Raw genomic sequence first — 25,900 nt, 5'->3', positions numbered from 1 at the left:
CACGGCCGAGTACCGTTAACGGAACGCCGAAGACAGGGAGAACCGGTTGTCCCACGAGTCGCCCAACGCACAATCCCGGACCGTCAGCGTCGATGACACCGGAGTGCGGCGCCAGCTCGCGGACGGCAGCGAAGAAGCCGTCACCTGGTCGGAGCTGTCCGCAGTGGTGGTCAGAGTGATCCCTGAAGGCCCGTGGAAGGAAGACGTCTTCTTCATGCTCGCCGGCACCGACGGCAAGGGCACCGCGATCCCCAGCGGCGACCCGGCCGCCGACGCGCTGATCGAGCGGCTGCAGACGCTGCCCGGCTTCGACAACGAGAAGTTCATCGAGGCCATGACCACCGACGCCGACGAGGCGTACGTGGTCTGGAGCTCCGAAAGCCACCCCGCCAAGCACTAGAGCCAGTGCTATGAACGGCCCGTTACTTGCAAATTTTGCAAGTAACGGGCCGTTCATAGCATCCGGGACCTAATCGACCGGGAAGCTTTCCGTGACGGGGATGCCTTTCTTGAGCGTCCGGCTCACCGTGCACAGCCGCTCGATCGCGCGATCCACCGCCGCGGCCAGCGCCTCACGGTCTTCCGCCGCGAGAGCGGACACGTCGACGTCGAAGGCGACGTGGACGGCGTCGAGTTCCGAAACACCCTCACGCTGGTCCGCGGTCACGCCGACCCGGAACTTCGAGTCCTCGCCGATCCGGCGCGTGATGAGGTTCTCCGCCGTGACGGCCGAGCAGCCCGCCGCCGCGATCTGAAGCAGTTCGGCGGGCGAGAAGGCGCCTTCGGCACCCTTGCGGCCGATCACGACTTCGGCGCCGCGTTCGTTGCGGCCGACGAAGCGGTGCTCGCCGTCGCGCTGGACTTCCAAAGACACGGGCTTCCTTTCAGAGTGGCGGCAGCCTGGGCGCGATCTCCCCGGCGAGCCGTTCCGCCGCCGGGCACATCTCCTGCGGCGGCTTGACCTTGTCCGAGACGTAGATCTCCACCGTCTCGATCATGGCACGGCCGTCGCCGGTGAAGGTCCGGTGCGGGATCTCGGCCTGGCAAGCCTCCCACTCGGAAGAGACCTCGACGAAGGCCTCCCGCGATCCGAGAGCGACGCGCCTGCCCTCGTCTTCGAACGGTGCCCACGCTCGTTCGAACCGGATCGTCACCTCCATCTCGCGATGGTTCCAGTAGCACTCCCAGTTGCCGAAGACCGGATCCGGCGCGGCGGGGCCGTCGACGATCCCCGGCATCAGGGATCCGCCCAGAACGCAGGCGTCGAGAGTCCCGAGTGTCCCGGCGGGGAAGGGAGCGGGACGCCGCTTGATCGGCTCACGGTTCAGCATGGCGGCCGCGTGCACGGCCACCGGATCGACGTAATCGCACAGGTGGGCGTGCCAGTCCTGGATGTGCTTGGCGTGCACCCAGATCTGGTTGCCGTCCGGCAGCGGGATGACCCGCTCACACTTCTCTTCGGGTAGGCCCGGCACCTCGCGCACGATCAGGCGCCCCGGTACCGGCTTCTCCAGCAAGGGCGATTTCGGAAACGTCAGTTCGAGCCGGACGTCGACGATGTCCCCGTCATCGGGGCTCATGCGCAGCAAGATGCCGCAGGCGTTGAAGTTGCCGTTGGCCGTGTCCAGTTCGGGCGTGCCGAACTGCTTCAGCACGGACGGGTCCAGCAGCGCGCAGGGATCCGCGGTTCGCGGGTCGCCGACGGAACCGGCAGGCGCCGCGGGCGGGGGCGCCGCCATCGACGCCGGCTCCTTCACCACGTAGATCAGGCCTGCCACCAGCGCGAGCACCGCGGCACCCGCTCCGATCGCGATGGCCCGCTTCGGTACCCGGCTCCTTCGCGGCCGCACGAGAGCGTCGACATCGGCGAACTCGGCCAGCAGTCTCGCGGCTCGCTCGGCGCTCGGCCGGCCGGCGGCTTTGCGCCGCAGCAACTCGGTCAGCACGGGTGCCAGCGGACCGGCTTCCCGCATCGGCTCAAGGTTGTACGCGGCCGCCCGCCGGAGCTGGACGAACGGTCCCGCATTCGCGTCGCCCCAGACCGAAGTGCCCTCGACGGCGGCGAAGAGCGTCGCGCCGAGGGAGAACACGTCCGCCGCGGCTCCCGCTTGCTGCCCTTCGGCCATCTCGGGCGCGACGTAACCAGGCGTCCCGCCATCGAGACCGCCGCCGGTCCGCGTCACCTCCGACCACTGTGCGATGCCGAGGTCGGTGAGTTTCGCCGTGCCGTCCTCTGCCACCAGGACGTTCCCCGGTTTGAGGTCGCGGTGCACCATGCCCTTGTCGTGCATCGCCGCGAGCGCCGCGCCGAGCTGGACGCCGATCTTCGCCACCTTGCCGGTGGGAAGCGGGCCGTCGGTTTCGAGGATCTCCGCGAGGCTGCGCGAGGCCAGGTACTCCATGACGAGCCAGCGGTCGTCCCCGTCGATCACCGCGTCGAAGACGGTAACCACGTTCGGATGATGGAGACCCGCACCGATCCGCGCCTCTCGCCGGATCTGACCGCTGTCGCCGGCCTGGGAGCGTTTGAGCGCGACGACCCGCCCGAGGTCCTTGTCGGTGGCACGCCAGACGACACCCATTCCCCCGGCGCCGATCCGCTCCTCCAAGCGGTAGCGCCCGGCGATCAGCCGGTCACCCATGAGGGGAGTATAAGAGGTCAGGCCCTTTGGGCGATGACGGTGACCGTTCCGGGATCGACTTCGGTGAATCCGGCGTCCCGGACGGCGACGACGCCGTCGCGCCGCCACGAGCCTTCGGGATCCTCGACCGGGCACAACGCCTTCCAGGTCGCGACCGGCGGGGTCCGCACCGAGCACCGGAACCCGGTCTCGGCCCAGGCCTTGAGTCCGGCTTCGTCCAGCAGGGAAGCCAGGATCATCGTCGCGTGCCCGACCTGGGCGGAACCCTTGCCCACGGTCATCGTGACCTCGGGGTTCAGCAGCAACCGCGGGACGCCGTCCGGGGCGGGGCCGGGTTCGTCGGCCGGGAGTTCGCTCCCGGAGATCTGCAGCCGCGAAACCTCTTTCGGCGTATCGGCGACGCGGCCGGGGACCAAAGCCCGCGCTTCGGCGCCGTCGACCTCGATCGTGATGCCCGGCAGTTCCTGCACCGCCTGCCAGTGCGCGCCCCGCGCGCGGCGGGCGACCTTGCGGATCCGGCCGTCGACCCAGGCCTGGAGCGGCTCGTGCCACTCCCCTTCGGGTTCGGCGCGCTCGTCGAGACAGACCGCGACAGCGGCCGCGGCGGCGGCTTCCAGCAGCGCCGTCCGAGACGGTGGTTCGGCGCGTTCCATCCGGAGGATCACCGGCATGGCGCGGACTTCGGCCGGGTCTTCGTCCGAGGTGTCTTCCGTAGTCTCGGCGGGGAGGCCAAGCCAGTACGCGTAGCGCGCGGCCAGCGGCTCCAGCACGCTCATGGCCGGGAGAAGTCGAGACCGTCGGCCGCGTCCGCGGCCTCGATCTCGGACCTGGTGACCCCGAGCAGGAAGAGCACGGCGTCGAGGTACGGGTGCGAAAGCGCGGTGTCGGCGACCTCGCGCAGCGCCGGCTTCGCGTTGAAGGCGACGCCCATTCCGGCGACCGACAGCATGTCGATGTCGTTCGCCCCGTCGCCGACGGCGACGCACTGCTCCAGCGAGATCTCGTACTCCTCGGCGAAGCGACGGAGGGCCGTCGCCTTGCCCGCGCGGTCCACGATCTCGCCGACCACGCGGCCGGTGAGCTTGCCGTCGACCACTTCGAGCTCGTTCGCGGCGGCGAAGTCGAGGCCGAGATCGTCCACAAGGGACTGGATGATCTTGGTGAACCCGCCCGAAACCACACCGCAGCGGAAACCCATCCGCTTCAGCGTGCGGATGGTCGTGCGCGCGCCCGGGGTGAGTTCGATCGACGCGGCGACCTCGTCGAGCACCGTCTCCGGCAGGCCTTCCAGCAGGGCGACCCGGCGCTCCAGCGACTCGCCGAAGTTCAGCTCACCGCGCATCGCGGCCTCGGTGATCTCGCGGACCTGCGGCTCGACGCCGGCGTGCGCGCCGAGCATCTCGATGACCTCGCCCTGGATGAGCGTGGAATCGACGTCGAAGACGACCAAGCGCTTGGCCCGGCGGGCGAGCCCGGCCCGCTCGATCGAGATGTCGATCCCGGCCTCGACGGCGGCGTCGGCCAGCGCGGTCCGCAGGGCGGCGTCGGCTTCCTTCGTGTCCTGGGCGAGCGAGGTGTACAGCTCCAGCCCGGTGACCGGGTAGTCGGCGACGCTGCGGATCGAGTCGATGTTGACGTTCAGCGCGGCGAGCCGCCGTGCGACGTCGGAGAACGCCCGAGCCGTCACCGGGCGGCCGAGTATCAGCAGGACATGCGTCGAGTCCTTCTGGCCGATGGCGAACGGGTCGGCGCCGATCGCCGAACCGATCTTCACCTCGACCTGCATCCCGACCGACGCCATCGCCTGCTCGACGTACTCCTGCAGGCCCTCGGGGTCGCGATAGACCCCGGCGAGCACGCCGAGTACCAGCTGGCCGCGGATGACCACCTGCTCGACGTCGAGCACGTCGACGTCGTGGCGGGACAGCACGGCGAACAGCACCGAGGACACACCCGGCTTGTCGGGGCCGGTGGTGGTGATGAGGACGGGAGTCTGCGTCACGGGCTCAGTCTTCCTTAGCCGGGCAGAGAAAAAGCGCGTGCCGCGCCTCGATGTGAGACAGGGCACGCGCCTTCACTTGGTCGCGTTACTTTTCGCTGGAGTTGTCCTTGGAGTGATCACCCGGCATGACCGCTTCGGTGAGCACCTGGGACGGTGCGCGGTGGGTGTTGACCTTCTGCTTTCCGAAGAAGCCGATCTCACCCTCCTTGTGGATGCGCTCGACCATATGCGGGTAGTGGAGTTCGAACGCCGGGCGCTCGGACCGGATCCGCGGCAGCTCGGTGAAGTTGTGCCGCGGCGGCGGGCAGGATGTCGCCCATTCGAGCGAGTTGCCGTAGCCCCACGGGTCGTCCACCGTGACGATCTCGCCGTACCGGTAGCTCTTGAAGACGTTCCAGATGAACGGGAGCGTCGAGGCACCGAGGATGTACGCGCCGATCGTGGAGATCGTGTTCAGCGTGGTGAAGCCGTCGCTGGTCAGGTAGTCCGCGTACCGCCGCGGCATACCTTCGGCGCCCAGCCAGTGCTGCACCAGGAACGTGGCGTGGAAGCCGATGAACGTGGTCCAGAAGTGCCACTTGCCGAGCTTCTCGTCCATCATGCGGCCGGTGATCTTCGGGAACCAGAAGTAGATCCCGGCGAACGTGGCGAACACGATCGTGCCGTAGAGCACGTAGTGGAAGTGCGCGACGACGAAGTAACTGTCGGACACGTGGAAGTCGATCGCCGGCGCGGCCAGCATGATGCCGGTCAGACCGCCGAAGAGGAACGTGACGATGAAGCCCATCGAGAAGATCATCGGCGTCTCGAAGGACAGCTGGCCCTTCCACATCGTGCCGATCCAGTTGAAGAACTTCACGCCGGTCGGGACCGCGATCAGGAAGGTCATGAAGGAGAAGAACGGCAGCAGCACGGCGCCGGTCGCGTACATGTGGTGTGCCCACACGGCCACCGACAGCGCGGCGATCGCCAGCGTCGCCCAGACCAGGCCCTTGTAACCGAAGATCGGTTTGCGGCTGAAGACCGGGAAGATCTCCGACACGATCCCGAAGAACGGTAGAGCGACGATATAGACCTCTGGATGGCCGAAGAACCAGAACAGGTGCTGCCAGAGGATCACGCCGCCGTTCGCGGGGTCGAACACATGCGCCCCGAGATGCCGGTCCGCCAGCAGGCCCATCAAGGCCGCGGTCAGGATCGGGAAGGCCAGCAGGATCAGGATGCTGGTGACCAGGATGTTCCAGGTGAAGATCGGCATCCGGTACATCGTCATACCGGGGGCGCGCAGGCAGATCACCGTGGTGATCATGTTGACGCCACCGAGGATGGTGCCGAGACCGGACACGACCAGACCGGCGATCCACAGGTCGGCGCCGACGCCAGGCGAGTGGATGGCGTCCGACAGCGGGGTGTAGGCGAACCAGCCGAAGTCGGCGGCGCCACCCGGGGTCAGGAAGCCGGACATCACGATCAGGCCGCCGAAGAGGTACAGCCAGTACGAGAACGCGTTCAGCCGCGGGAAGGCGACGTCGGGCGAACCGATCTGCAGCGGCAGCACGAAGTTCGCGAATCCGAAGAGGATCGGCGTCGCGTACAGCAGCAGCATGATCGTGCCGTGCATCGTGAAGAGCTGGTTGTACTGCTCCTGGGACAGGAACTGCTGTCCCGGGCGGGCGAGCTCCGAACGGATCAGCATCGCCATCGCGCCGCCCACCATGAAGAAGGCGAACGACGTGACCAGATACATGATGCCGATTTGCTTGTGGTCCGTCGTGCGGAACAACCGCAGCAGGTACGAACCCTTAACCGACTCGCGCGCGGGGTATGGGCGCGTTGCGATCGGCTTGGGGGCTACGGCCGTCACTCCTGCCTCCAACACTCAAACCTTGTGGTGGTCAATGTTCCGCCGTCGGCCGGGTTCGGGACCCGTTCGGCGGCTAGTGAGGATCGTAGCCCTCACTACCCACCGTCGCGCGCACCGGCTGGCAAGATCGCGCCGTGGCCGACGAATACACGCGTGCGGGGGTGGCCGCGGCGATCGCGGTGGGTGAGCGATTCGGGCTGCCGACCGGCGATCCGGAGGTCCTGCATTTCAAGTCGAACGTGCTGGTGAGGCTGGGTTCCGTGGTGGCGCGGGTGCCGGGCACGACACTCTTCGCCCGGCCCGATCCGGCGGAGTGGCTCGCGCGGGACGTCGCGCTGTCGAAGCACCTCACGGAACGTGATGTGCTCGTCGTCTCACCGACCACCGATCCCCCGGCCGGACCGCATTTCGCGGACGGCCTGCCGGTCACTCTCTGGCATTACACGCCGCATGAACCGGGCAGCACGCTGTCGCCGCGAGAGGTGGCGATATCGCTCTTCCGGGTGCACGAGGCGCTCGCCGACTACCCCGGTGAACTGCCCGAACTCGGGCCGGTCCAAGACCTCCGGACCCTGCTCGACCGGCACGGTCCGGCGATGGGCGGCGCGGCGCCCCGGCTGCGGGAAGAACTCGAACGGGTCGTGGCCGCACTTCCCGCGGGAGAAGCCCGGCCGCTGCACGGCGACGCCCATTCGGGGAACGTCGTCGCGACGGCGGCCGGGCCGTGCTGGCTCGACTTCGAGGACACCTGGCGTGGACCGCTCGGCTGGGACCTCGGCGTCCTTTACGCGGAGTCGGGTCCCTCGGCTTTGGCCGCGTATCCGGCCGATGTCGCGCCTTCGTCGCTGGAGCCGTTCATCGCGTTGCGACGGCTGTTCGAGGTTCCGTGGCGGTTCGTGATCGCGCAGCGGTTCCCGGAGCGACGCGGAGAGGCCGAGGCGGCCCTGGACCGGTACTTCCGCAAGTAGTCCTCTAATTGCGGAAGTAGACCGGCGGGCATCGTCTCGAACTGATCTTTATCACTCACGACCCGTCAATCCGCGGAATACCAGCCCAAGATCGCTTCGACCACTCCGGCGGGATCCTCCAGCGGCGTCAGATGTCCCACCTCCGGCAGTACGACCAGTGTCGCGTCCGGCAAGGCCTCCACCAGGGTGTTCGCCGCGGCCGGCGGGGTCAGGCCGTCTTCTTCGCCCACCACGACCAGCGCCGGAACGTCCGCGGAGCGCAGGAGCTCGACCGAATCCGGGCGCGCCGCCATCGCCCGCGCCGCCCACGCGATCCCCGACGGCGGCTGCGCCGTGATCAGTTCGCCCAGCCGTCCGGCCACTTCAGGCCGGTCCGCGCGGGTCTTCTCGGCGAGCAGCCCGGGCGTGACGGTTTCGGCCAGCCACCCGGCGCCTTCGGCTTCGACGCGGTCCGCGAGGTCGTGCCGTGCCTGCACGGCCTCAGGGGTGTCGGCCGTCGCCTTCGTGTCGATGAACACGAGTCCGCCCACGCGTTCCGGCGCGATGCGCAGCACCGCCATCGTCAGGTAGCCGCCCATCGAACAGCCGCCGAGGACGACCTGGTCGAGTTCGAGGCGGTCGAGCAGCGCCACGACATCACGGGCCGCGTCGTCCAAGCCGGGCTCCCGCTCGGTCTCCGGCAACGGGCTCCGGCCGAGCCCTCGCTGGTCGGGCGTGATCAGCCGGAAGCGTTCGGAAAGCGGTGCTCGCACCGCGTCCCACATCCGGGCGTCGACGGGGAAGGCGTGCAGCAGGACCAGGGGGAGAGCCGTCATGGCGATAATTCTGTCGCACCCGGGGTCTACCGTCAGATCTGTGCTGACAGAGATCAAAACGGAGAGGCTGCTGCTGCGCCGCCTGCGCGAGGAAGACCGCGAGAACATCGTCGCGTTGCAGGCCGATCCCGAGACCAACAAGTTCAACCCGGTCCCGCACACCATCGAGGGTGCACAGGAACTGTTCGACGCCTGGATGAAGCAGTGGGCCGAGCACGGCTTCGGCTATCTCACGGTGTCCACCTTGGACGATCCGGACGAGATCGCCGGCTTCGGTGGCGTCCGCTATCACGAATGGCGTGGCGAGCGAGTGCTGAACCTCGCGTATCGCTTCTGGCCGTTCACCTGGGGCAAGGGTTACGCGACGGAGATGGCGGGCGCCGTCGTCGACTGGGCCGAGCGCGAGGTGACCGACGTGCCGATTATCGCCAACATCATGGTGTCCAACAAACCGTCGATCCGGGTCGCCGAGCGGCTCGGGTTCAAAATCCACACGGAGGAGGAGTTCGAGGGAGAGCCTTCACTTCACCTGAGGCGCTGAATCACCAGCGGCCGGGGCGGCGCCTGCCCCGCGCGTCCCAGCAGGGCTTGTGCCAATGGCGGCGGTCGGCGATGCCGCCGGTCTCGTCGGCGGGCCAGACGACCAGATGCGGGGTCCCCGGCCGGATCTCGTGGTCGCAGCCGGGGCAGCGGTAGTACTTGGTGGCCTGCGCGCCGGGCACGGTCCGAACCAGCCAGTCCCCGTCCTGGGCGGATTCGGAGCGCGCCCAGCCGGTGGACGCGCCGAGGTCTGCGCGCCCGTCGCGATCGGGCCGGTTACGTCGAGGCACCCTGAAACCGTATCCAAAGGGTCCGTTCAGCCGCCGAAGTACGAGCCCGGCGTCACACCGACCGCCCGGCGGAAGGCGACCACGAACGCGCTCGGGGACGAGTAGCCGATCCGGCGGGAGACCGCGGTCAGGGGCATGCCCTCGGCCAGCAGCGGCAGGGACGCGCGCAGCCGCGCCTGCACCCGCCATGCGCCGAACGTGGTCCGGCATTCGCTGAGGAACAGCCGGGCGAGCGTGCGTTCGCTCGCACCCACGTCATGGGCGAGGTCCGCGAGGCCTCGACGGTCCGCCGGGTCGCCGATCACCGCCCGCGCGACCCGCAACGCCCGGCCGTCGGACGGCATCGGAACGCTGATCGGCACGACGTCCACCGGTTCGAGCAGGTCGAAGGCGACGGCCTCGGCGCGGCGGCGCGCGTCGTCATCGAGGCCGTCCGAGCCGAGGTGTTCCAGCAGTTCCCGCAGCAACGGCCGGACGGCGACCAGCCGCGGTCCCGGCCACCGCACCGGGCACCGGTCCGGCGTGGCGTAGATCCCCCGCAGCACGGTGTGGGCGGTGGCGCCGGTCCGGTGATGGACCCCGGCGGGGATCCACAACGCCCTCGTCGGCGGCAGCACCCAGTACTGCTCGCCGATGTTCACGCTCAAGATCCCCCGGGCCGCCCAGGCCAGCTGGTGGCCGTCGTGCTCGTGCCAGGGGAACCACATGCCCGCGGGCAGCTCCATCTCGCCGAGCACCATCGCGGTCGGCATCGGCGGCAGGAGTCCGATTCTCGACATCACTTGGCAGCCTATCGCCTGCCTGTCACGGCTAGCTTCGGATTCATGCCGATGAACCTGGCTCACCGCAAACTCTGCAGTTCCGCGCTTTGGGCGAAGGCCGTCGCCGCCGAGATGCCGGGCAATATCGCCGGCTTCGACCTCGGCGATTCGGTGCTCGAAATCGGCCCCGGCTACGGAGCGACCACTCGCGCGCTCACCGGTCTCGTCCCCCGGCTCACCGCCCTCGAGATCGACGAGACGTCGGCGGATCTCCTGAAGCGGGAATTCGACGGCCGGGTGCGGATCGTGCAGGGCGATGGCGCGAAGATGCCCTTCGAGGACAGCGAGTTCTCGGCGGTCGTCTGCTTCACGATGCTGCACCACGTGCCGACGACGACGTTGCAGGACGGGATCTTCGCCGAGGCGTTCCGGGTGCTCCGCCCCGGCGGTGTCCTGCGGGCGATCGACAGCCTCGCGAACGTGCCGTTCCGGCTCCTCCACCTCGGCGACACGATGAACGCACTCGACCCGGTTTCGGTCTGGCCGAGGCTCCAGGACGTCGGCTTCACCGACGTCAAGGTCGACCACATCCCCAAGCGCGTCGTGAAGTTCTCGGCCCGGAAGCCCATCTGATGCATTTCGTCCTCTAGTTGCGGCGTGGTCAGCCGCGCGCGAGGACCAACGGGACGAGTTGTTCGGCCGGGGTGAGCGAACCGTGCTGCCCCACCATGGACGACTCGACGACCTCGGCCAACTCGCGTACGAGCCCGAAGCGGCCCTTCGCCGCCGCGACGACGTCGCCGATCCGCGGCCGGACCCGGTCGGTGACCGGCCCGAACCACCCTGCCTCGACGGCCTCGTCCCGCGAAAGGATCCATGCCCGGTCGCCGATCACCGAGCGCCAGGCCGCGAGCACGTCGGCTTCGGCGCCCGGCTCGCTGTAGACGTGCCGTGCCCGGACCTCGCCCCCGATGGCCCGGACCCCGTCGAGCAGCGCGGGGGTTTCGTCGATGTCGAGCGCGCCCTCCACGGTCACCATGCCGTGGTCGGCCACGACGGCCAACAGCGCACCGGACGGCAGTTCGTCCACAATGGATTCCACCAGCCTGTCGACCTGGCGAAGCTGCATCCGCCACGGTGTCGAGCCCGGCCCGTAGACATGGCCGAGCATGTCGAGTTCGCTGTGATAGCCCCAGCAGAACGACGGCCGCACCGAAAGGCACCGCAGGATTCCCGCGGCGAGATCGCCGAGCGCGTGGACGCCGACGTAGCGGCCGCCGGACTGCGTCGCGAGGGTGAGCGCGGTGTGGGCGAACTTCGCGGACGAGACCACGCTGGTGGTGATCCCGGCGGCCGCGGCACGTTCGAACGTCGTCGGCAGGGGCTGCACGTCGCGCGGCGGCAGCGCGCCGCGGAGATCGCCACCGTCCTCGTGGCTGCTCCAGCGCAGCGCGTTCAGGATCCCGGCGCCCGGGACCTCGAAGGTGTAGCCGACCAGACCGTGCTCCCCCGACGCCAGCCCGGTGCCGATCGCGCCGAGCCCGGCCGCGGTCGTGGACGGGAAGCCGACCCGCAGCGGTGACTTCGCCAGCTGGGTGAGCACGGGTGCGTCGGCGGCGTGTTCGGCCAGCAGTTCCCAGCCGAGACCGTCGATGAGCAGGACACACGCGCTGGACGCCTCCGCCAGGCTCAGCGAGTTGGCGAACTCGCCGGCACCCAGCGCGGAGAGGACCGACGGGACGACTTGGCCGAGGTGCGGCACGTGCGCCGCGACAGGCAGTTCCACCCGGCCAGCTTGCCACCCCGGACGGGGAGGGGAGATGGAATGATGACGAAATGCCGACCTACGCCTACCGCTGCCGTGAATGCGCCGGGACCTTCGACCTGCTGCGGCCGATGAGCGAGTCCAGCGCGCCCGCGCCGTGCCCCGAGGGGCATCAGGACACCGTCAAGCTGCTGACGACGGTCGCGCTGACCGGGTCGTCCTCCGCCGGCTCGGCCCCTGTTCCCGCAGGTGGGGGCGGCGGATGCTGTGGTGGCGGCTGCTGTAGCTGACCACCCGATCGGGTGGGTCCTGGTGTGACCGATCCCTCTCCGGGTACCCCCTCCCCAACCAGTCTGGAATGTCCAGTCGTGGGAAGGGAGAAACCCAGTGGCCACATCAGCACTGGCGGCCGTCGATTTCGGTCAAGGCGTGTCCAGCGCCTGGAGTTCGGTCGCCACGTTCGTCCCCAAACTGCTCGCGTTCCTGGTCATCATGGTCATCGGCTGGCTGATCGCGAAGGCGATCTCGAAGGCCGTGAGCATGGTGCTCGAAAAGGTCGGCTTCAACCGGCTCCTCGAACGCGGCGGCTTCAAACAGATGCTCGCGAAAAGCAAGGTCGACGGCTCGGGCATCATCAGCAAGATCATCTACTACGGGATCCTGCTGATCGCCCTGCAGATCGCGTTCGGCGTGTTCGGCCCGAACCCGGTGAGCACGCTGCTCAACGACATCGTCGCCTGGCTGCCGCGTGCCATCGTCGCGATCGTCATCGTGGTGATCGCCGGCGCCGTCGCCAAGGCGGTCAAGGACCTGATCGGCAACGCCCTGGGCGGCGTTTCCTACGGCAAGGTGCTCGCGACCATCGCCTCGGTGTTCATCTGGGGCCTCGGTGCGATCGCCGCGCTGAACCAGATCGGGGTGGCCACCGCGGTCACGCTGCCGGTGCTGATCACCGTGCTCGCCACGGTCGGCGGGATCGCCGTCGTCGGTGTCGGCGGTGGCCTGATCAAGCCGATGCAGCAGCGCTGGGAGACCTGGCTAAACCGGGCTGAGGCGGAGATCCCCGCCGCGAAGGCGCAGGCCGAGGCCTACCAGCGAGGCCGTGAAGACGCGAGCCGCTCGGGCGGAGTGCCGAGCGAGCAGACGACCGTTCACCAGCCGGTGCCCGCCGGGCACCACGCCGCGAACGATCCGGCCATGACCGGCGGGACGCCGGGCCAGCACTCGGCCCAGCACCAGCAGTTCCCGCCCAGCCAGGGGCAGGTAATGCCGCCTCAGGAGCCCGGCCAGCGGCCCCCCGGTGGGTCAATGCCCCCTCCGCCGGAGTACCGCTGACCTTCCACGGGAACGGGTGGGGCGTCCGGCCGCCCTACCTGTTCCCGGTCGGCTCCGGCTGCCGGTCGTCCAGCGCGGCGGCCAGCGAGCACACGCCGACCAGGCGCGCGGTCATCCAGTCGCTGGAGTTCCAAGCGGACAGGTCGGCCGGAGCGCGGAACGTCCAGCCCTTGGTCTTGGCCTCGTCGAGCAGCCCGCGGGTGTAGCCGGCGAGGAGCACCACCCCGGCGACCGCGGCCGAACCTTCGACCCCGGCCGCGAGGATGTCCCGGACGGCTGCCGAATGCTGGTCGAAGACCGCCGACAGCCCGGGTAGCGCCGCTGCGGCGGCGATCCCGGCCACGCCGATCTGCTGGTGGAGCCGGGAAAGCGTGCTACGGGCCGAAGATTCCACCCAGGACGAGACCAGATCTTTCACCCGCCCAGGTTAACCAGCCGGGGCGACTTGTCGACATCTTGGTGATCACGATCGCACCGCCGTCAGCAGGCCTTGAGCGCCTGATCCAGGTCGTGCCACAGGTCCTCGACGTCTTCGAGCCCCACCGACATGCGCAGGAGCCGGTCACCGACGCCGGCATCGCGCCGGTCGCCCTCGGGGACGATCCGGTGGCTGATCGAACCGGGGTGCTGGATGAGGGTGTCGACACTGCCGAGGCTGACCGCCGGGGTGATCAGCCGGACGGCGCCGATGACCTCGGCCGGATCCCCGTCGACCTCGAACGCGATCAGCGGACCGCCGATGCCCGGGTAGTGCACCTCGCGGATGTTCGCGTGCCCGCGCAGGCGCTCGACCAGTTCGGCCGCCGTCGCCGACGCGGCGTTGACGCGCAGGGGAAGCGTCGAAAGCCCGCGAAGCAGCATGTACCCCGCGAGCGGGTGCAGCACGCCACCGGTGGCGAACCGGATCTGCCGCAGCAGCCCGGCGTCCTCGGCACCGCACGCGATGACCCCGCCCATGACATCGCCGTGGCCGCCCAAGAACTTGGTCGCGCTGTGCAGGACGAATCGGGCGCCGTGCCGTCCGGGCCGCTGGAGCACCGGCGTCGCGAAGGTGTTGTCGACCAGCACCGGGACGTCGCCCGCGGCGCGCACGATCTCGGCGATGTCGACTTCGCGCAGCGTCGGGTTCGCGGGCGATTCGAGCAGCACCAGGCCGGTGTCGGGCCGGAGCGCGGAGGCGAGGTCCGCCGGATCGGCCCAGGTCACCTCGGTGCCGAGCAGGCCGGAGGTGAGCATGTGGTCGGTGCAGCCGTAGACCGGGCGGATGGCGACGATATGCCGCTTGCCCTGCGCGACGGCGGCGAGCAGGGCGGCCGAGACCGCGGCCATCCCGGTGGCGAACGCGACGGCGTCGTCGAAGCCCTCGAGTTCGGCCAGCGCCTTCTCGAACCGCTCGACGGTCGGGTTGCTCAGCCTGCCGTAGATCGGCATCCCGGACAGGTCGCCGGTGGTGGCGAACTCATCGATGCGACGGGCCTCGTCGGCGCTGTCCCGTGACGGGTAGGTCGTGGACAGATCCAGCGGGACGGCGTGGACGCCGAGGTCCGTGAGGTCGTCACGGCCGGCGTGGACGGCTCGGGTGCGCAGCGTTGCGGTCATACCGAGATGGTGCGGTTTTCTCCGGATCAGATGCAATATCCTCGGATATCATTCGCAGATGTCGGATTCTGTCGAACTGAGTACGGTCGACCTCCAAATCCTGCGTCTGCTGCAGAACGATGCCCGGGTTTCGAACAAGGATCTGGCGGCCGCGGTCGGGATCGCGCCCTCGACCTGTCTCGACCGCGTCAACCGGCTCCGCGAGTTCGGGGTCATCACCGGCCAGCGCGCGGAGGTGGACGCCGCCAAGCTCGGCCGCCCGCTCGAAGCGCTGCTGTTCGTCCAGGTCCGCCCGCACCGGCGGGACCTGGTGGACTCGTTCGTCGAGCATCTGCTGTCCCTGCCCGAGGTCCGTGCCGTCTACCACCTGACCGGGCCGGACGACTTCCTCGCGCACGTCGCCACCGCTTCCGCCGGCGAACTGCAGCGCCTGGTGCTCGACGAACTGACCGCGCGCGACGAGGTCGCCCGGGTGCACACGAACCTGGTCTTCCAGCACTGGAGCGGGGGACCTTTGCTACCGCCCGCCTGAGCCGTCAGTCGATCCGGACCTTGAACGGGTGGGAGGCATCCGCCGGGCAGGTGAAGATGTTCAGCACTCCCCGACGTCCCAGCGTCCAGCCCGCCGGCGCGTCCTCGGCGACCTCGCACCCACAACCGACCTCGTGTTCCTCGGTGGCCAGCGCGATCGTCTGCAGGAGTCGCGCGCCGCAGTCCCGGCAGCCCAGTTCGACGGGACCGGTCGCGGACCAGGCCGTCCAGCCGCCGATCTTCGAGTACTGCCCCAGCTCAGGCCAGCCTTCCGGGTCCTCGGCCGCGCCGTCGGCGATACCGAGGGCGGCCCGGGTCTCGGCCGGGAAGTCGCAGACCCGCGGCAGTTCGTCGATCGAGCACGGCTCGAAGACACACGGCACCGGCCGGAACGCGGCTTCGGCGGCTTCGGGAGCCGGCGGCGGGTCGGCGATGTCCCCCACCTCGCCCGAATCGCGCCACACCAGCCGGACCGCGGGCCCCCGGTGGTGCGGGCTGTCGTGCTCCAGCGGGCAGAACAGCACCTGCAGGACGTCGGTGCCCTCCGGGAAATGCAGTTCGGGGAAGTCGTCGCGGAAGAACTGGGCCACGCTGACCATCACCGGGACCGGCCCGTCCAGCCGATGCCCGCCCGTCCACGCGTCGTCGGACGCGTCCGGGTCGGGCGGCCAGGTCACCGGGCACTCCGGCCACGGCTCGTCCGACGGCCACAGCAACGGGCCGCCGAGGTGGCTTTCGTCGGGGCGGGGCTCACCGGATGCGGGGTGCAGGCGGATGGCCGTCCGGACCAGATCGTTCAGGCCAGGGATCGGCACCCCGTCGTATGTCAGCTGGCGCACCCCGGGGAGCTTAGAGGTCCGGCAGCGGATCTTCAGGTTTTGCCGCGTCCCGCATGATTTCCGCGTCGGCGGCGTGGACGACAGAAACGTACTCGTCGTCGACCTCGTAGACGATGCCGTTGAACTTGAACCACGGGGTGGTCCCCGTCTCCACCGGCCCGAGCCGGTGATGACGCAAGCTCGTGGCGACCACCGACTTCGGCATCTTCCGGGTCCAGAAGCCGGTCGACAGGATCGTGATCGTCTTGCGGGTCACCGCGAAGACCACGCTGGGAATCGGGCTGCCGAGGACGTCGGCGGGGAACACGTAGTGGATCTCGTCGTCCGGATCCAGGAAGTGCCTGATCCGCTTCCTGACCCCTGAGGAAACCGGCATGCGGCTCAAGTTACCGGCTCACGCATGCGCCACGTCGGTTCGAAGTGTCATGAAAGGGTCTTCCAGGACGCTTTTCGTCCTGAAAGACCCTTTCATGACACACCCGGCAGCACCGAGCCCTACCGCGCGGAGTAGTCCTTAAAGCCCTTCCCGGTCTTCCGGCCGAGCCGTCCCGCGGTCACGAGGTGCTCCAGCAGCGGAGCGGGCGCGAAGCCCTCTTCGCGGAACTCGTTGAACAACGTCCGCTGGATCGCCAGCGAAACGTCCAGCCCGACGACGTCGAGCAGTTCGAACGGCCCCATCGGCAGCCCGCAGCCCACCTTCATGGCGGTGTCGATGTCGTTGGCCTCCGCGTAGTGGGCTTCGAGCATCTTCACCGCGTCGTTCAGGTACGGGAACAGCAGCGCGTTGACAATGAACCCGGCCCGGTCGCCGCAGTGCACCGGATGCTTGCCGACGGCCGCGCAGACGGCGTCCACGGTCGCGATGACGTCGGGCGCGGTGGCGATCGTCGAGACGACCTCGACGAGTTTCATCACCGGCGCCGGGTTGAAGAAGTGCACCCCGACCACGTCCGAGGGCCGAGAGGTGGCGGCCGCGCATTCGATGACCGGCAGCGACGACGTGGTGGTCGCCAGCACCGCCCCCGCCTTCACGACGTCGTCGAGCGCGGCGAAGACGGCCTGCTTCACCGCCAGGTCTTCGGCCACCGCCTCGATGACGAGGTCGACGTCGGCGAGTTCTTCGAATTCCACCGCCGGCGAGATCCGGCCCAGCGCGGCGACGGCGTCCTCTTCGGACAGTCTGCCCTTGACGACGGCCTTGTCCAGCGACTTCTTCACGCGCGCGACCGACGCCGCGGCCTTCTCGGCGCTCCGCGCCCGGAGGATGACCTCGTAGCCGCGTTTCGCGAACACCTCGACGATCCCGGTCGCCATGGTCCCGGTCCCGACGACGCCGACCTTGCGCACCTCACGCGGCGCGGCACCGTCCACTGTGGATGCCGTGACCGCGTCGATCACGGTGGGCGAATCGGCCTCGTCATAGGCGTAGAAGCCGCGTGCGGTCTTCCGTCCGAGCTGCCCCGCGGTGATCATCTGCTTGAGCAACGGGGCCGGCGCGTGGAGCCGGTTGCGCGACTGGTGGTACATCGTGTCGAGGATCTCGTACGCGGTGTCCAGCCCGATGAGATCGAGCAAGGCCAAGGGCCCCATGGGATATCCGCAGCCGAACCGCATCGCCGCGTCGAGATCCTCCCGCGAGGCGTAGCGCTGCTCGAACATCCGCACGGCGTGGTTGAGATAGCCGAACAGCAGGGCGTTCGCGATGAATCCGGCGCGGTCGCCGATCACCACCGGGGTCTTGCCGAGCCGTTCGGCGAACGCGACGACGTCGGTGACCACGTCGGGTTCGGTGACGACCGTGCGCACGATCTCGACCAGTTTGAGGATCGGCGCGGGGTTGAAGAAGTGCATCCCGACGACCTTGCCGGGCCGCGAGGTGTGCACGCCGATTTCGGTGATCGACAGCGACGAGGTGTTGGACGCGAAGATCGTGTCCGGCCCGGTGATCTTGTCCAGCTGGGTGAAAACGTCCGCCTTGGCTTCGAGACTCTCCGGAATCGCCTCGATCACCAGGTCCACATCGGACAGTTCGTGCAGCGACGTGGTGTGGCGGATCCGCCCCAGCAGTTCGCTCCGGCCGCCGGCGTCGAGCTTGCCGCCCGAGACCCCCCGTTCGGTCGAGTGCTCCAGATGGCCCCTGCCCCTGGCCACGCCTTCGTCGTCGATCTCCACCGCGATCACGGACACGCCGCTTCGCGCGAGCACCTCGGCGATCCCAGCACCCATGGTGCCGAGACCGATGACTCCCACACTCGAGATTTCCCGCGCCACAACCGGCCTCCGGAGGTTACTCGCTGGTAGTTTTCTCCGATCGTGCCATGCCGCGGCGCGGAAAGCAGCGCCTGTCACCCTCCGAATCGAGTCAGTCGCGTTTACTCACCGAAATTCTGGTCCACGAGTTCCTTGACTTTCGCGAGCGCTTCCTCCGCCTGGGCACCCCGCGCGCTGACCTCGATCCGGTCACCCTGACGTGCGCCGAGAGCCATCAGCGCGAGCACACTGTTGGCGTTCGCGGTCTCGTCTCCGAGCCGCACGCTGACCTCGGCCTCCAGTCCGGCGAGACTCCGCGCCAGCACCGCGGCCGGCCGCGCGTGCAGCCCGACGTCGTTCCGCAGCGTGAGTTCGACACTGCTCTCGCCGTCCTGCGCACCACCGTCGAAGGTGAGATCCGGCGGGACACCCGCCGACGCGGCGGCCTCGGCGACGGCCTGGCGGTCCGCGCCGCCCTGCGCCGCGACGGCGGCCGCGATCGCGCCTTCGACCAGCGGCGCGTCCACCACGACGGCGGCCGACGGATCGGCGAGCGATTCGACGGCCAGGTCCGCGGTCATCTGCGCGCTGCCGAGGTCGTAGAGCAGGACGACACCCGAGCCCGAATCGGCGCGTTGAGTGGCCGCGACGACCTCGTCGTAGTCCGTCCCGATCCCGCCGTCGGACAGCCCTCCCGCCGCCACGATGGTGACGTCCGGCGCCATCTGCGCGGCGAGTTCGGCGAGCCCTTCGGCGATTTTGGCGCTGTGGGAGACGAGCACGATTCCGACGCTCACCGGGCGGCCTCCGCGAACGCGCGCAGCAGCAGCGCCGTCGAGCGGGCACCGGGATCGAGATGTCCCTTGGCCCGCTCCCCGAGGTAGGACGCGCGGCCCTTGCGCGGCACGAGGTCCACTGTGGACTCGGCGCCCTTGTCGGCCGCGTCGGCGGCCGCGGTCAGGATCGCCGCGATGTCCGAGCCGACGGCCCCCTCGGCGGCGGAGACGGCGGGCAGCAGCGCGTCGACCATGGTCGCGTCTCCGCCGACGGCCTTTCCGCGTGCCTGCACTCCTTCGAGTGCCGCGCGCAGTGCCTCGACCAGCAGCGGACCGTCCACTTCGGTCGCGTCACCCAGTTTCGCCGACGCGCGCAGGAAAGCCGTGCCGTACAACGGTCCTGCCGCGCCACCGACCTTCGAGATCAACGTCGTGGCGGCGAGTTTCACCACCGCGGCGGGGGTTTCGGGAGTGGCGGTGTCCAAAGCGGACACGATGGCGGTGAACCCGCGGTCCATGTTCTCGCCGTGGTCGGCGTCGCCGATCGCGCGGTCGAGGTCGATCAGCTCGGCGCGGTGCTCGGCGATCACCGCGGCCGCCGCCCGCAAGGCGGCGACGAGCGTCTCGGCAGTGCAGGCCATCAAACTCCCCACCTCAGAGCCGGCGTGTTCACCGGCGCGTCCCACAACTCGGTCAGCTCGTCGTCCAGTTTCAGCAAAGTCAGGCTCATCCCCTGCATTTCAAGGCTGGTGATGTACGGCCCCACCAGGCGCCGCTCGACCACGATCCCACGCTCGGCCAGCAGCCGCTCGGCGATCCCGTGCGCCAGGTACAGCTCGACCAGCGGGGTACCGCCCATCGAGTTCGTGAACAACAGGACCTTGTCGCCCTCGGCGAAGGGCAGGTCCGTCACGATCGCCTCGACCATCCGCGCGACGAGTTCGTCGGCGGACAAGGCGGGCGTCCGTTCGATGCCGGGTTCGCCGTGGATGCCGATGCCGAACTCGATCTCGTCGTCGGCGAGGACGAAACTCGGCTCGCCCGCGTGCGGCACCGTCGGCGCGCTGAGCGCGACGCCGATCGACCGGACCTGGCCGATCACCTTGCGCGCCAAGGCCTCGACCGCGTCGAGCGAGTCCCCGCGTTCGGCCGCGGCGCCGGTGACCTTCTCCAGCAGCACCGTGCCGCCGACGCCACGACGGCCGGCGGTGTAGGTCGAGTCCTTGACCGCGACGTCGTCGTCGATGACCACGCTGCGCACGTCCAGCCCTTCGGCGGCGGCGAGTTCCGCGGCGGTCTCGAAGTTGAGGACGTCACCGGTGTAGTTCTTGACGATCAGCAGCGCGCCCGCCTCCCCGGTGGTGGCCTTGACCGCGGCCTCGACGGCGTCCGGCGTCGGCGAGGTGAACACCGCACCCGGGACGGCGGCGGCGAGCATGCCCCGGCCGACGAAGCCGCCATGCAGCGGTTCGTGCCCGGATCCTCCGCCGGAGATGACCGCGACCTTGCCCGCGACCGGCGCGTCGACCCGCACCACGATCGCCGGGTCGTCCTCCACCCGCAGGACGTCCGCGTGCGCCACGGCCAGCCCGCGCAGGGATTCCGCGACCACCGTCTTCGGGTCGTTGATGATCTTCTTCATGGTGGGCTCCGGCACGTCGGCGGGTGGGTGTCCCCTTCCTACCGCCCGCGGCCGGATGCCGCCAGGCCCAGCGCCCCGGCTAGGGCTTGGGCAGCTTCGCGATCACCGATTTGGCGATCTTGACCGCCTTCGCGCAGGACGCCGCTTCGTCCTTCTTCTCGTCATAGTTCTTGTAGATCACGTTGGCGATCTCGACCTCGTCGTCGGCCCACGGCTTGTGCTGCCACTCGATCTTGCACTCGGCGTCGCTGCTGGTACCGGGCTTCTGGAAGGCGGTGACGCCGTCGATATCGACCTTCTTGGTCCCGTCGCGTTCCTCGGGCGGCAGGCCGTAGCGGAAGCCGATCGAGATCCGCGGGTTGGAGCCCGGGGTCCAGTCGCAGGAGTGGAAGCTGGTCAGCGAGGTCGCGCCGTGCGGCACGACCTCGGCGAGGACGGCGGCGTCCGCGGCGGTGCACGGGTCGACCGCGGTCAAGGTGCCCGCGGTCGACGGGTACTTCGCGGGCGACGCGTGCAGGGTCTTCACGGCCTTCGCCGCCACCGCACGGCCTGTCGCACAGGGGTCGCCACCGTCGTAGGTGACCGAGAAGCCGATCCCGCGTTCGGGCTTGCGCAACGTCATGATGCCGACGTCGCAGCTCTTGCCGTCCTTGCTCTTCCGCTCGATCTGCGGAAGGCCCTCCACCGCCGTGACCACCGAACCGGTACCGGAGACGTAGGTCGACGCGCCGATGTCGACGGAGACCGAAAGCTGCTTGCCGCCGGCATCGGTGACCTTCGCCCGGCAGGCGCCGAACGAGGTGAGCGACGGCCGCGGATCCTCCGGAGTGCCGAGGCTGCTCAGCACGTCCTTGCCGACCAGCGGGCACGGGTCGATCGTGCGCATCATCGCGGGCGTGACGGCCGGATCGTTGATGTCCCCGGACGGCACCTCACCGGAACCGGACCCGGCTTCCGCCGCGACGGTCGTACGGGCGAAGTTGGACTTGCCGAGGTTCTGTCCGCAGGCGGAGACCGCGCCGAGCGCGGCCACCAGGGCCAGCACGGACACGATCCGGCGACGTCGAGCGTTGAGCAGCACGAGGTGCACGGTAGCCGGACAGCCTCGGCGCTGTCCGGACAACCCGGCTATTCGCCGCCCTCGCCCTCGGCGGCGGGCGGCACCACGATGGGCCGCAGCTTCGCCCACAGCACGAACAGCAACCCGAACACCAGCATGCCGATACCGGCCCACAGGTTGATGTTGACGTCGGCCGCCTTGGCCAGCTCCTTCTCGGTGGTGAAGCCGATGCCCATGATCGTGAGCACCAGCCCGTAGCCGCCGATGAGCAGAGCGATGACCAGCCGGATATCGAACACACCGGCCTTCTTGGGCGTCTTGGACTCAGCCATCTCCGGCCTCCTAGAAGATGATGTTGAGCGCGATGGTCAGGATCAGCACGATGCCGGCGAGCAGCCCCGGCTTGCGGTACCAGCCCGAGTTCTCGCCGGTGTCGTCGTGCTTCAGGGACTCACGCGGAGTCAGAGAGTAGACGAGGCCGACGAGCTGGGACTCCGGCTTCGGCGCGGTGGCCAGTGAGACCGCCACGCTGACCACGATGTCGACCGCGAACGCCGTACCGGCGGCCACGAAGCTGACGCCCTGCCCGGTGAGGCCGAGGATCCCGGCCTGCGACAGAAGCCACACGGTGATCGCGGACGCGGTACCGGAGATCAGGCCGACCCAGCCCGCCGTCGGCGTCATCCGCTTCCAGAACATGCCGAGGATGAACGTGGCGAACAGCGGCGCGTTGAAGAAGGAGAACAGGTCCTGCAGGTAGGTCAGGATGTTCCCGGAGTTCGACGCGATGAACGCGGTGCCGATCGCCAGCACCGTGCCCGCCGCGGTGACCAGGCGGCCGAGGCGGAGGTAGTAGCCGTCGGACTCGTTCTTCTTCACGTACGACTGCCAGATGTCGTAGGTGAAGACGGTGTTGAACGAACTCAGGTTCGCCGCCATACCGGCCATGAAGGACGCGAGGAGACCGGCGATCGCGACGCCGAGCATGCCGTTGGGCAGCAGGTCGCGCATCAGCAGCAGGATCGCGTTGTTCGCGGTGACGCCGCTGGGCGCCTCGCCGCCGTCGAGCAGGACCTGCTTGTCCTGGACGTACTCCGACACGGTGACCGCGGCGATCATGCCGGGGATGATCACGATGAACGGGATGAACATCTTCGGGAAGGCGCCGATGATCGGCGTCCGGCGCGCGGCCGACATGCTCTTCGACGCCATCGCGCGCTGGACCTCGACGAAGTTCGTGGTCCAGTAACCGAAGGACAGCACGAAACCGAGGCCGAAGACGAGACCGAGGATCGAGAGGAAGCTGTTGCCGAAGCCGGTGAGGTTGTCACCCGGCCACGAGTGCAGCTGCGCTTCTCCGCCGGGGCCGGCGGAGACCTTGTCGACCAGTCCCTGCCAACCGCCGACCTTGACCAGGCCGACGATGGTCAGCGGCAGCAGCGCCGCGACGATCACGAAGAATTGCAGGACCTCGTTGTAGATGGCGGCGGACAGGCCGCCGAGCGCGGTGTAGGAGAGCACGACCGCGGCCGCGACGATGATCGACACCCACAGCGGCCAGCCGAGCAGGAGGTTGACCACGCTGGCGAGCAGGAACAGGTTCGCGCCGGCGATGAGGATCTGCGCGCTCGCGAAACTGATGCCGTTGACCAGGTGTGCGGGTTTGCCGAAGCGGCGGAGCATGAACTCCGGGACACTGCGGACCTTCGAGCCGTAATAGAACGGCATCATCACGATGCCGAGGAACAGCATCGCGGGGATCGCGCCGATCCAGAAGTAGTGGAAGGTCGGCAGGCCGTAGAGCACGCCGTTCGCCGACATGCCCATGATCTCGACCGCGCCGAGGTTCGCCGAGATGAAGGCGAGCCCGGTGACCCAAGCAGGCAAGGAGCGTCCGGAAAGGAAGAAGTCCAGACTGCTCGAGACCGACTTGCGGGCCATATATCCGATGCCGAGCACCAGGGCGAAATAGAAGGCGAGCAGGACGTAGTCGATAGGACTGGCGTCGAGCCGCAGGTTCGCATCGGCCAGTACGTGCAACCGACCCACCTCCATCATGAAATGTCCACGAGAAACGCCGTTATCACGTCAGTCGCGGACCATACTGCATGGATTCAGGAACGGCAGCGCGGGTGGGCCGCCCGCCAGGCCGGGAGCACACCGCCCCCGGCCTGGTGTTCAAGGCCGATCCGGAGAACAGCTCACGGCGTCAGGCGCCAGACCACCGGCACGCCGCCGGAGTCCCTCGAGCCGTTCGTCGCGAACCCGGCGAGCGAGCCGTCGTCGGCCGCGACCGAGGCTTCGAACGTCGAGTAGCCGCCAGGCGCGCGGACCTCGCCAGGAGTCGTGGCGCGCCACGCGATCGCGTTGCCGACGATCACCGGCCCCGACGGGTTCGGCACCAGCCCGGTTGTCAGGCCGACCTGGTTGACGCTCAACGCCCTCGCGCCGCCCGCCAGCCCGACCGCCGCCGCGTCCGGGGACGCCCAGCGCACCGCCTGCTCGACGCCGCCGTAGATCCGCGTCCCGACCACGACCCCGTTGCGGATCGCGAGGCCCCAGCCCTGGATCGACGGGCTCGGTGACAGGCGCCGGACGGCCCCGTCCTTCCACAGCACCGGGTTGGAGTCCGAGTCGAACAGGATCGTGCCGTCCTCGTCGAGGTCGTGCGCGTAGTACATGTCCCGCGTGGCCGGGATGATCACCGGCGCGCCACCCTCCGCCCGCCACAGGACCGCGGCGTCGGTCGCGAGGCCGCCGCCGAACACCATGGCCCGGCCGAGCACGTCGCCGCGCGTGTTGATCGCGACGCCGTACACGTAGTCGTAGCCTGCCGGGACGTCCTTGACGTGGAACCCTGTCGCGTCCAGCGTGTACGCCCGGCTGATCATCGTGTCGTAGTCGTGCGCCGTGCCGACCACGACGCCGGACGGGTTCTCGTCCTCGGCCAGCGCCGCCTCGTAGCCGCTCGGCACGCCGCGCAGCACCGGCTGCCCGTTGCGCCAGCTGACGACCGATTGCCTGCCGTTGAGCGTGAACGTGCCCGTGTACTCCCCCTTGCCGTCAGAGCCGGTCAGGAACCCGCTGCTTCCGCCGGGCGGCAACGGCAGGACCGTCGGGCGCCACCCGATGCGGCTCGCCGCCTCCGCGGGCTGCGCCAGCACCGCGACCGAAAGCGCGGCGACGACCGGCGCCGCGAACCGCACCCAGGACTTGAGTTTCATGGTTTCTCCCTTTCCCCAGACCTGCATCGACTACCACGTCGGAGCGCGGCGTCCGGTTGTCCGGCAAAGGGAGCAATTTCCGAAGAGGACAGTGTCATTTGATCGTCCGCCGGGCCGGGACCCTCCCGACTCCGAACAGAAAAAGGGCCGCTCCGTCCGGAGCGGCCCTTTCCCGTGACCGGCGGGGGTTTACCGGTCCGTGGGCAGGCCGACTTCGCCGTCCTCCTTGATCAACCGGGCCAGGACGTCATCCGGCATGTACGTGCGATGCGGGTAACCAGGGCCCCACGAGTTGAGGAACGGGACCGCGCCGAGTTCGTCGGCCCGCGGGTTGCCGAGGACCTCGTGCACCTCTTCGACGGTCTTCGCCCAGCGGAAGGCCTGGATGCCGTTCTTCACGTCCGGCGTGTAGGCGGCCCGCTTGACGTGGTCGTCGTCGGTGTAGCTCTCCGACCACGGGACGTGCCCCAGTTCGAGCAGGACCTCGGCCGCCGCTCGGACGGACGTGCCGTTGTTGTCACCGGGGTTGGTCTCGCCCCATTCGTCGCGCAGTTTCGACTGGTCCCACAGCCACCGCGCGGCGTACAGGTCGCCGTTGAACATCGTCATGCAGCGCGACCAGCCGAATCCGACACAGGCGCCCTCGCTGCCCTGGTCGTAGAACGCGTACTGGGTGTCGCCGTCGGTCGACTCGCCGGGTTCGAGACAGACACAGTGCCCGCCGCGGATCCGGGTGAGCGATTTGGCGCCCTTCTTCGCGACGAAGAACTCGCCGGACTTCTCGTCCTTCTCCGGGACGTCGAATTCCTTGTACCAGTTGACACCGATGACGACCGGCGACCGGGTGGGCCGGTCTTCGGTGGCCAGCGCGGTCAGCGGAAAGCGCTCGATGTGGCGCCAGTCGTCCGGGATGAACCGGCCGAGGCGATCATCCGCCGGTTCGCTGCCGATCGGGCGATAACGCATGGGATCCTCCTATCCCTCATCCCACCGGAAT

At 68.9% G+C, this 25,900-nt stretch carries 29 protein-coding genes; 7 read left to right on the top strand and 22 right to left on the bottom strand.

Features of this window, described 5'->3' with window-relative positions; genetic code table 11:
- Positions 1 to 46 precede the first annotated feature (46 nt).
- Positions 47 to 400, top strand: coding sequence for a hypothetical protein (locus ACLJRL_RS02005; RefSeq protein ID WP_410654241.1), 354 nt, complete (start codon positions 47 to 49; stop codon positions 398 to 400).
- Between the two features lie 69 nt (positions 401 to 469).
- Here ACLJRL_RS02005 and ACLJRL_RS02000 read toward each other — a convergent pair whose 3' ends face one another.
- From ACLJRL_RS02000 to ctaD, 5 genes are all read right to left on the bottom strand, one after another.
- Entirely contained in the window at positions 470 to 874 is a 405-nt protein-coding gene (locus ACLJRL_RS02000; protein ID WP_410654240.1) for an OsmC family protein, read from the bottom strand.
- A gap of 10 nt (positions 875 to 884) precedes the next feature.
- Entirely contained in the window at positions 885 to 2,642 is a 1,758-nt protein-coding gene (locus ACLJRL_RS01995; protein WP_410654239.1) for a serine/threonine-protein kinase, read from the bottom strand.
- 17 nt (positions 2,643 to 2,659) lie between these two features.
- Positions 2,660 to 3,418, bottom strand: coding sequence for a peptidyl-tRNA hydrolase (locus ACLJRL_RS01990; protein ID WP_410654238.1), 759 nt, complete (start codon positions 3,416 to 3,418; stop codon positions 2,660 to 2,662).
- Positions 3,415 to 4,644, bottom strand: a complete 1,230-nt coding sequence (gene serB / locus ACLJRL_RS01985; RefSeq protein WP_410654237.1) for a phosphoserine phosphatase SerB — start codon at positions 4,642 to 4,644, stop codon at positions 3,415 to 3,417. Before serB ends, ACLJRL_RS01990 begins: the two co-directional genes overlap by 4 nt.
- Positions 4,645 to 4,729: 85 nt before the next feature.
- Positions 4,730 to 6,508, bottom strand: coding sequence for a cytochrome c oxidase subunit I (gene ctaD, locus ACLJRL_RS01980; protein ID WP_410654236.1), 1,779 nt, complete (start codon positions 6,506 to 6,508; stop codon positions 4,730 to 4,732).
- A gap of 134 nt (positions 6,509 to 6,642) precedes the next feature.
- Between ctaD and ACLJRL_RS01975 the strand changes: the two genes are divergently transcribed.
- On the top strand, positions 6,643 to 7,476 hold the full coding sequence (locus tag ACLJRL_RS01975; RefSeq protein ID WP_410654235.1) for a phosphotransferase: 834 nt from the start codon (positions 6,643 to 6,645) through the stop codon (positions 7,474 to 7,476).
- Positions 7,477 to 7,541: 65 nt separating this feature from the next.
- Here ACLJRL_RS01975 and ACLJRL_RS01970 read toward each other — a convergent pair whose 3' ends face one another.
- A complete protein-coding gene (locus tag ACLJRL_RS01970) occupies positions 7,542 to 8,291 on the bottom strand; it encodes an alpha/beta fold hydrolase (RefSeq protein ID WP_410654234.1) in 750 nt (249 codons plus the stop codon).
- 40 nt (positions 8,292 to 8,331) lie between these two features.
- Here ACLJRL_RS01970 and ACLJRL_RS01965 point away from each other — a divergent pair, with 40 nt between their 5' ends.
- Positions 8,332 to 8,832 (top strand): GNAT family N-acetyltransferase, encoded by a 501-nt coding sequence (locus ACLJRL_RS01965; RefSeq protein WP_410654233.1) that lies wholly within the window; start codon positions 8,332 to 8,334, stop codon positions 8,830 to 8,832.
- A gap of 1 nt (position 8,833) precedes the next feature.
- Here the strand turns inward: ACLJRL_RS01965 and ACLJRL_RS01960 are convergent, their stop codons facing one another.
- Together ACLJRL_RS01960 and ACLJRL_RS01955 are read right to left on the bottom strand one after the other, a co-directional pair.
- On the bottom strand, positions 8,834 to 9,121 hold the full coding sequence (locus ACLJRL_RS01960) for a hypothetical protein (RefSeq protein WP_410654232.1): 288 nt from the start codon (positions 9,119 to 9,121) through the stop codon (positions 8,834 to 8,836).
- A gap of 26 nt (positions 9,122 to 9,147) precedes the next feature.
- The gene (locus tag ACLJRL_RS01955; protein ID WP_410654231.1) at positions 9,148 to 9,900 is read right to left on the bottom strand and encodes an AraC family transcriptional regulator; all 753 of its coding nucleotides are present in this window, start codon (positions 9,898 to 9,900) and stop codon (positions 9,148 to 9,150) included.
- 51 nt (positions 9,901 to 9,951) lie between these two features.
- On the opposite strand from ACLJRL_RS01955, the gene ACLJRL_RS01950 reads away from it, so the two are divergent.
- Positions 9,952 to 10,515 (top strand): class I SAM-dependent methyltransferase, encoded by a 564-nt coding sequence (locus ACLJRL_RS01950; RefSeq protein WP_410655129.1) that lies wholly within the window; start codon positions 9,952 to 9,954, stop codon positions 10,513 to 10,515.
- A 28-nt stretch (positions 10,516 to 10,543) separates the two neighbouring features.
- Here ACLJRL_RS01950 and ACLJRL_RS01945 read toward each other — a convergent pair whose 3' ends face one another.
- The gene (locus ACLJRL_RS01945) at positions 10,544 to 11,668 is read right to left on the bottom strand and encodes an alkaline phosphatase family protein (protein WP_410654230.1); all 1,125 of its coding nucleotides are present in this window, start codon (positions 11,666 to 11,668) and stop codon (positions 10,544 to 10,546) included.
- Between the two features lie 50 nt (positions 11,669 to 11,718).
- Here ACLJRL_RS01945 and ACLJRL_RS01940 point away from each other — a divergent pair, with 50 nt between their 5' ends.
- Together ACLJRL_RS01940 and ACLJRL_RS01935 are read left to right on the top strand one after the other, a co-directional pair.
- Complete coding sequence (locus ACLJRL_RS01940) at positions 11,719 to 11,937, top strand: FmdB family zinc ribbon protein (protein WP_410654229.1); 219 nt, start codon at positions 11,719 to 11,721, stop codon at positions 11,935 to 11,937.
- A gap of 97 nt (positions 11,938 to 12,034) precedes the next feature.
- Entirely contained in the window at positions 12,035 to 12,982 is a 948-nt protein-coding gene (locus ACLJRL_RS01935; RefSeq protein WP_410654228.1) for a mechanosensitive ion channel family protein, read from the top strand.
- A 34-nt stretch (positions 12,983 to 13,016) separates the two neighbouring features.
- On the opposite strand, the gene ACLJRL_RS01930 is transcribed toward ACLJRL_RS01935, so the two are convergent.
- Together ACLJRL_RS01930 and ACLJRL_RS01925 are read right to left on the bottom strand one after the other, a co-directional pair.
- Positions 13,017 to 13,400 (bottom strand): DUF6401 family natural product biosynthesis protein, encoded by a 384-nt coding sequence (locus tag ACLJRL_RS01930; RefSeq protein ID WP_410654227.1) that lies wholly within the window; start codon positions 13,398 to 13,400, stop codon positions 13,017 to 13,019.
- Between the two features lie 62 nt (positions 13,401 to 13,462).
- Positions 13,463 to 14,581 (bottom strand): trans-sulfuration enzyme family protein, encoded by a 1,119-nt coding sequence (locus tag ACLJRL_RS01925; RefSeq protein ID WP_410654226.1) that lies wholly within the window; start codon positions 14,579 to 14,581, stop codon positions 13,463 to 13,465.
- Between the two features lie 58 nt (positions 14,582 to 14,639).
- On the opposite strand from ACLJRL_RS01925, the gene ACLJRL_RS01920 reads away from it, so the two are divergent.
- On the top strand, positions 14,640 to 15,113 hold the full coding sequence (locus ACLJRL_RS01920; protein ID WP_410654225.1) for an Lrp/AsnC family transcriptional regulator: 474 nt from the start codon (positions 14,640 to 14,642) through the stop codon (positions 15,111 to 15,113).
- Between the two features lie 4 nt (positions 15,114 to 15,117).
- Here ACLJRL_RS01920 and ACLJRL_RS01915 read toward each other — a convergent pair whose 3' ends face one another.
- From ACLJRL_RS01915 to ACLJRL_RS01865, 11 genes are all read right to left on the bottom strand, one after another.
- A complete protein-coding gene (locus ACLJRL_RS01915; RefSeq protein ID WP_410654224.1) occupies positions 15,118 to 15,951 on the bottom strand; it encodes a hypothetical protein in 834 nt (277 codons plus the stop codon).
- A 10-nt stretch (positions 15,952 to 15,961) separates the two neighbouring features.
- Positions 15,962 to 16,327, bottom strand: a complete 366-nt coding sequence (locus tag ACLJRL_RS01910) for a hypothetical protein (protein WP_410654223.1) — start codon at positions 16,325 to 16,327, stop codon at positions 15,962 to 15,964.
- Between the two features lie 119 nt (positions 16,328 to 16,446).
- A complete protein-coding gene (locus ACLJRL_RS01905) occupies positions 16,447 to 18,222 on the bottom strand; it encodes a 3-hydroxyacyl-CoA dehydrogenase family protein (protein WP_410654222.1) in 1,776 nt (591 codons plus the stop codon).
- A gap of 101 nt (positions 18,223 to 18,323) precedes the next feature.
- Complete coding sequence (gene dhaM / locus ACLJRL_RS01900) at positions 18,324 to 18,998, bottom strand: dihydroxyacetone kinase phosphoryl donor subunit DhaM (protein ID WP_410654221.1); 675 nt, start codon at positions 18,996 to 18,998, stop codon at positions 18,324 to 18,326.
- A complete protein-coding gene (gene dhaL / locus ACLJRL_RS01895; protein ID WP_410654220.1) occupies positions 18,995 to 19,618 on the bottom strand; it encodes a dihydroxyacetone kinase subunit DhaL in 624 nt (207 codons plus the stop codon). Before dhaL ends, dhaM begins: the two co-directional genes overlap by 4 nt.
- Complete coding sequence (gene dhaK / locus ACLJRL_RS01890) at positions 19,618 to 20,619, bottom strand: dihydroxyacetone kinase subunit DhaK (protein ID WP_410654219.1); 1,002 nt, start codon at positions 20,617 to 20,619, stop codon at positions 19,618 to 19,620. The genes dhaL and dhaK overlap by 1 nt, the downstream gene beginning before the upstream one ends.
- Positions 20,620 to 20,698: 79 nt before the next feature.
- Positions 20,699 to 21,700, bottom strand: a complete 1,002-nt coding sequence (locus ACLJRL_RS01885) for a DUF3558 domain-containing protein (RefSeq protein WP_410654218.1) — start codon at positions 21,698 to 21,700, stop codon at positions 20,699 to 20,701.
- 47 nt (positions 21,701 to 21,747) lie between these two features.
- Entirely contained in the window at positions 21,748 to 22,011 is a 264-nt protein-coding gene (locus tag ACLJRL_RS01880; protein ID WP_410654217.1) for a hypothetical protein, read from the bottom strand.
- Positions 22,012 to 22,021: 10 nt separating this feature from the next.
- Positions 22,022 to 23,719 carry a sodium:solute symporter family protein gene (locus ACLJRL_RS01875; RefSeq protein WP_410655128.1) on the bottom strand — a complete coding sequence of 566 codons (1,698 nt, stop codon included), beginning with the start codon at positions 23,717 to 23,719 and terminating at the stop codon, positions 22,022 to 22,024.
- 161 nt (positions 23,720 to 23,880) lie between these two features.
- Positions 23,881 to 24,903 (bottom strand): hypothetical protein, encoded by a 1,023-nt coding sequence (locus ACLJRL_RS01870; protein WP_410654216.1) that lies wholly within the window; start codon positions 24,901 to 24,903, stop codon positions 23,881 to 23,883.
- Positions 24,904 to 25,092: 189 nt separating this feature from the next.
- Positions 25,093 to 25,869 (bottom strand): hypothetical protein, encoded by a 777-nt coding sequence (locus ACLJRL_RS01865; RefSeq protein ID WP_410654215.1) that lies wholly within the window; start codon positions 25,867 to 25,869, stop codon positions 25,093 to 25,095.
- Positions 25,870 to 25,900 lie beyond the last annotated feature (31 nt).

Source organism: Amycolatopsis sp. lyj-112 (assembly GCF_046549055.1).
In the GTDB taxonomy this organism is placed as follows: Bacteria; Actinomycetota; Actinomycetes; order Mycobacteriales; family Pseudonocardiaceae; genus Amycolatopsis.
Note: the sequence above shows the minus strand (reverse complement) of the source record. Positions and strands in the feature narration are given on the sequence as shown.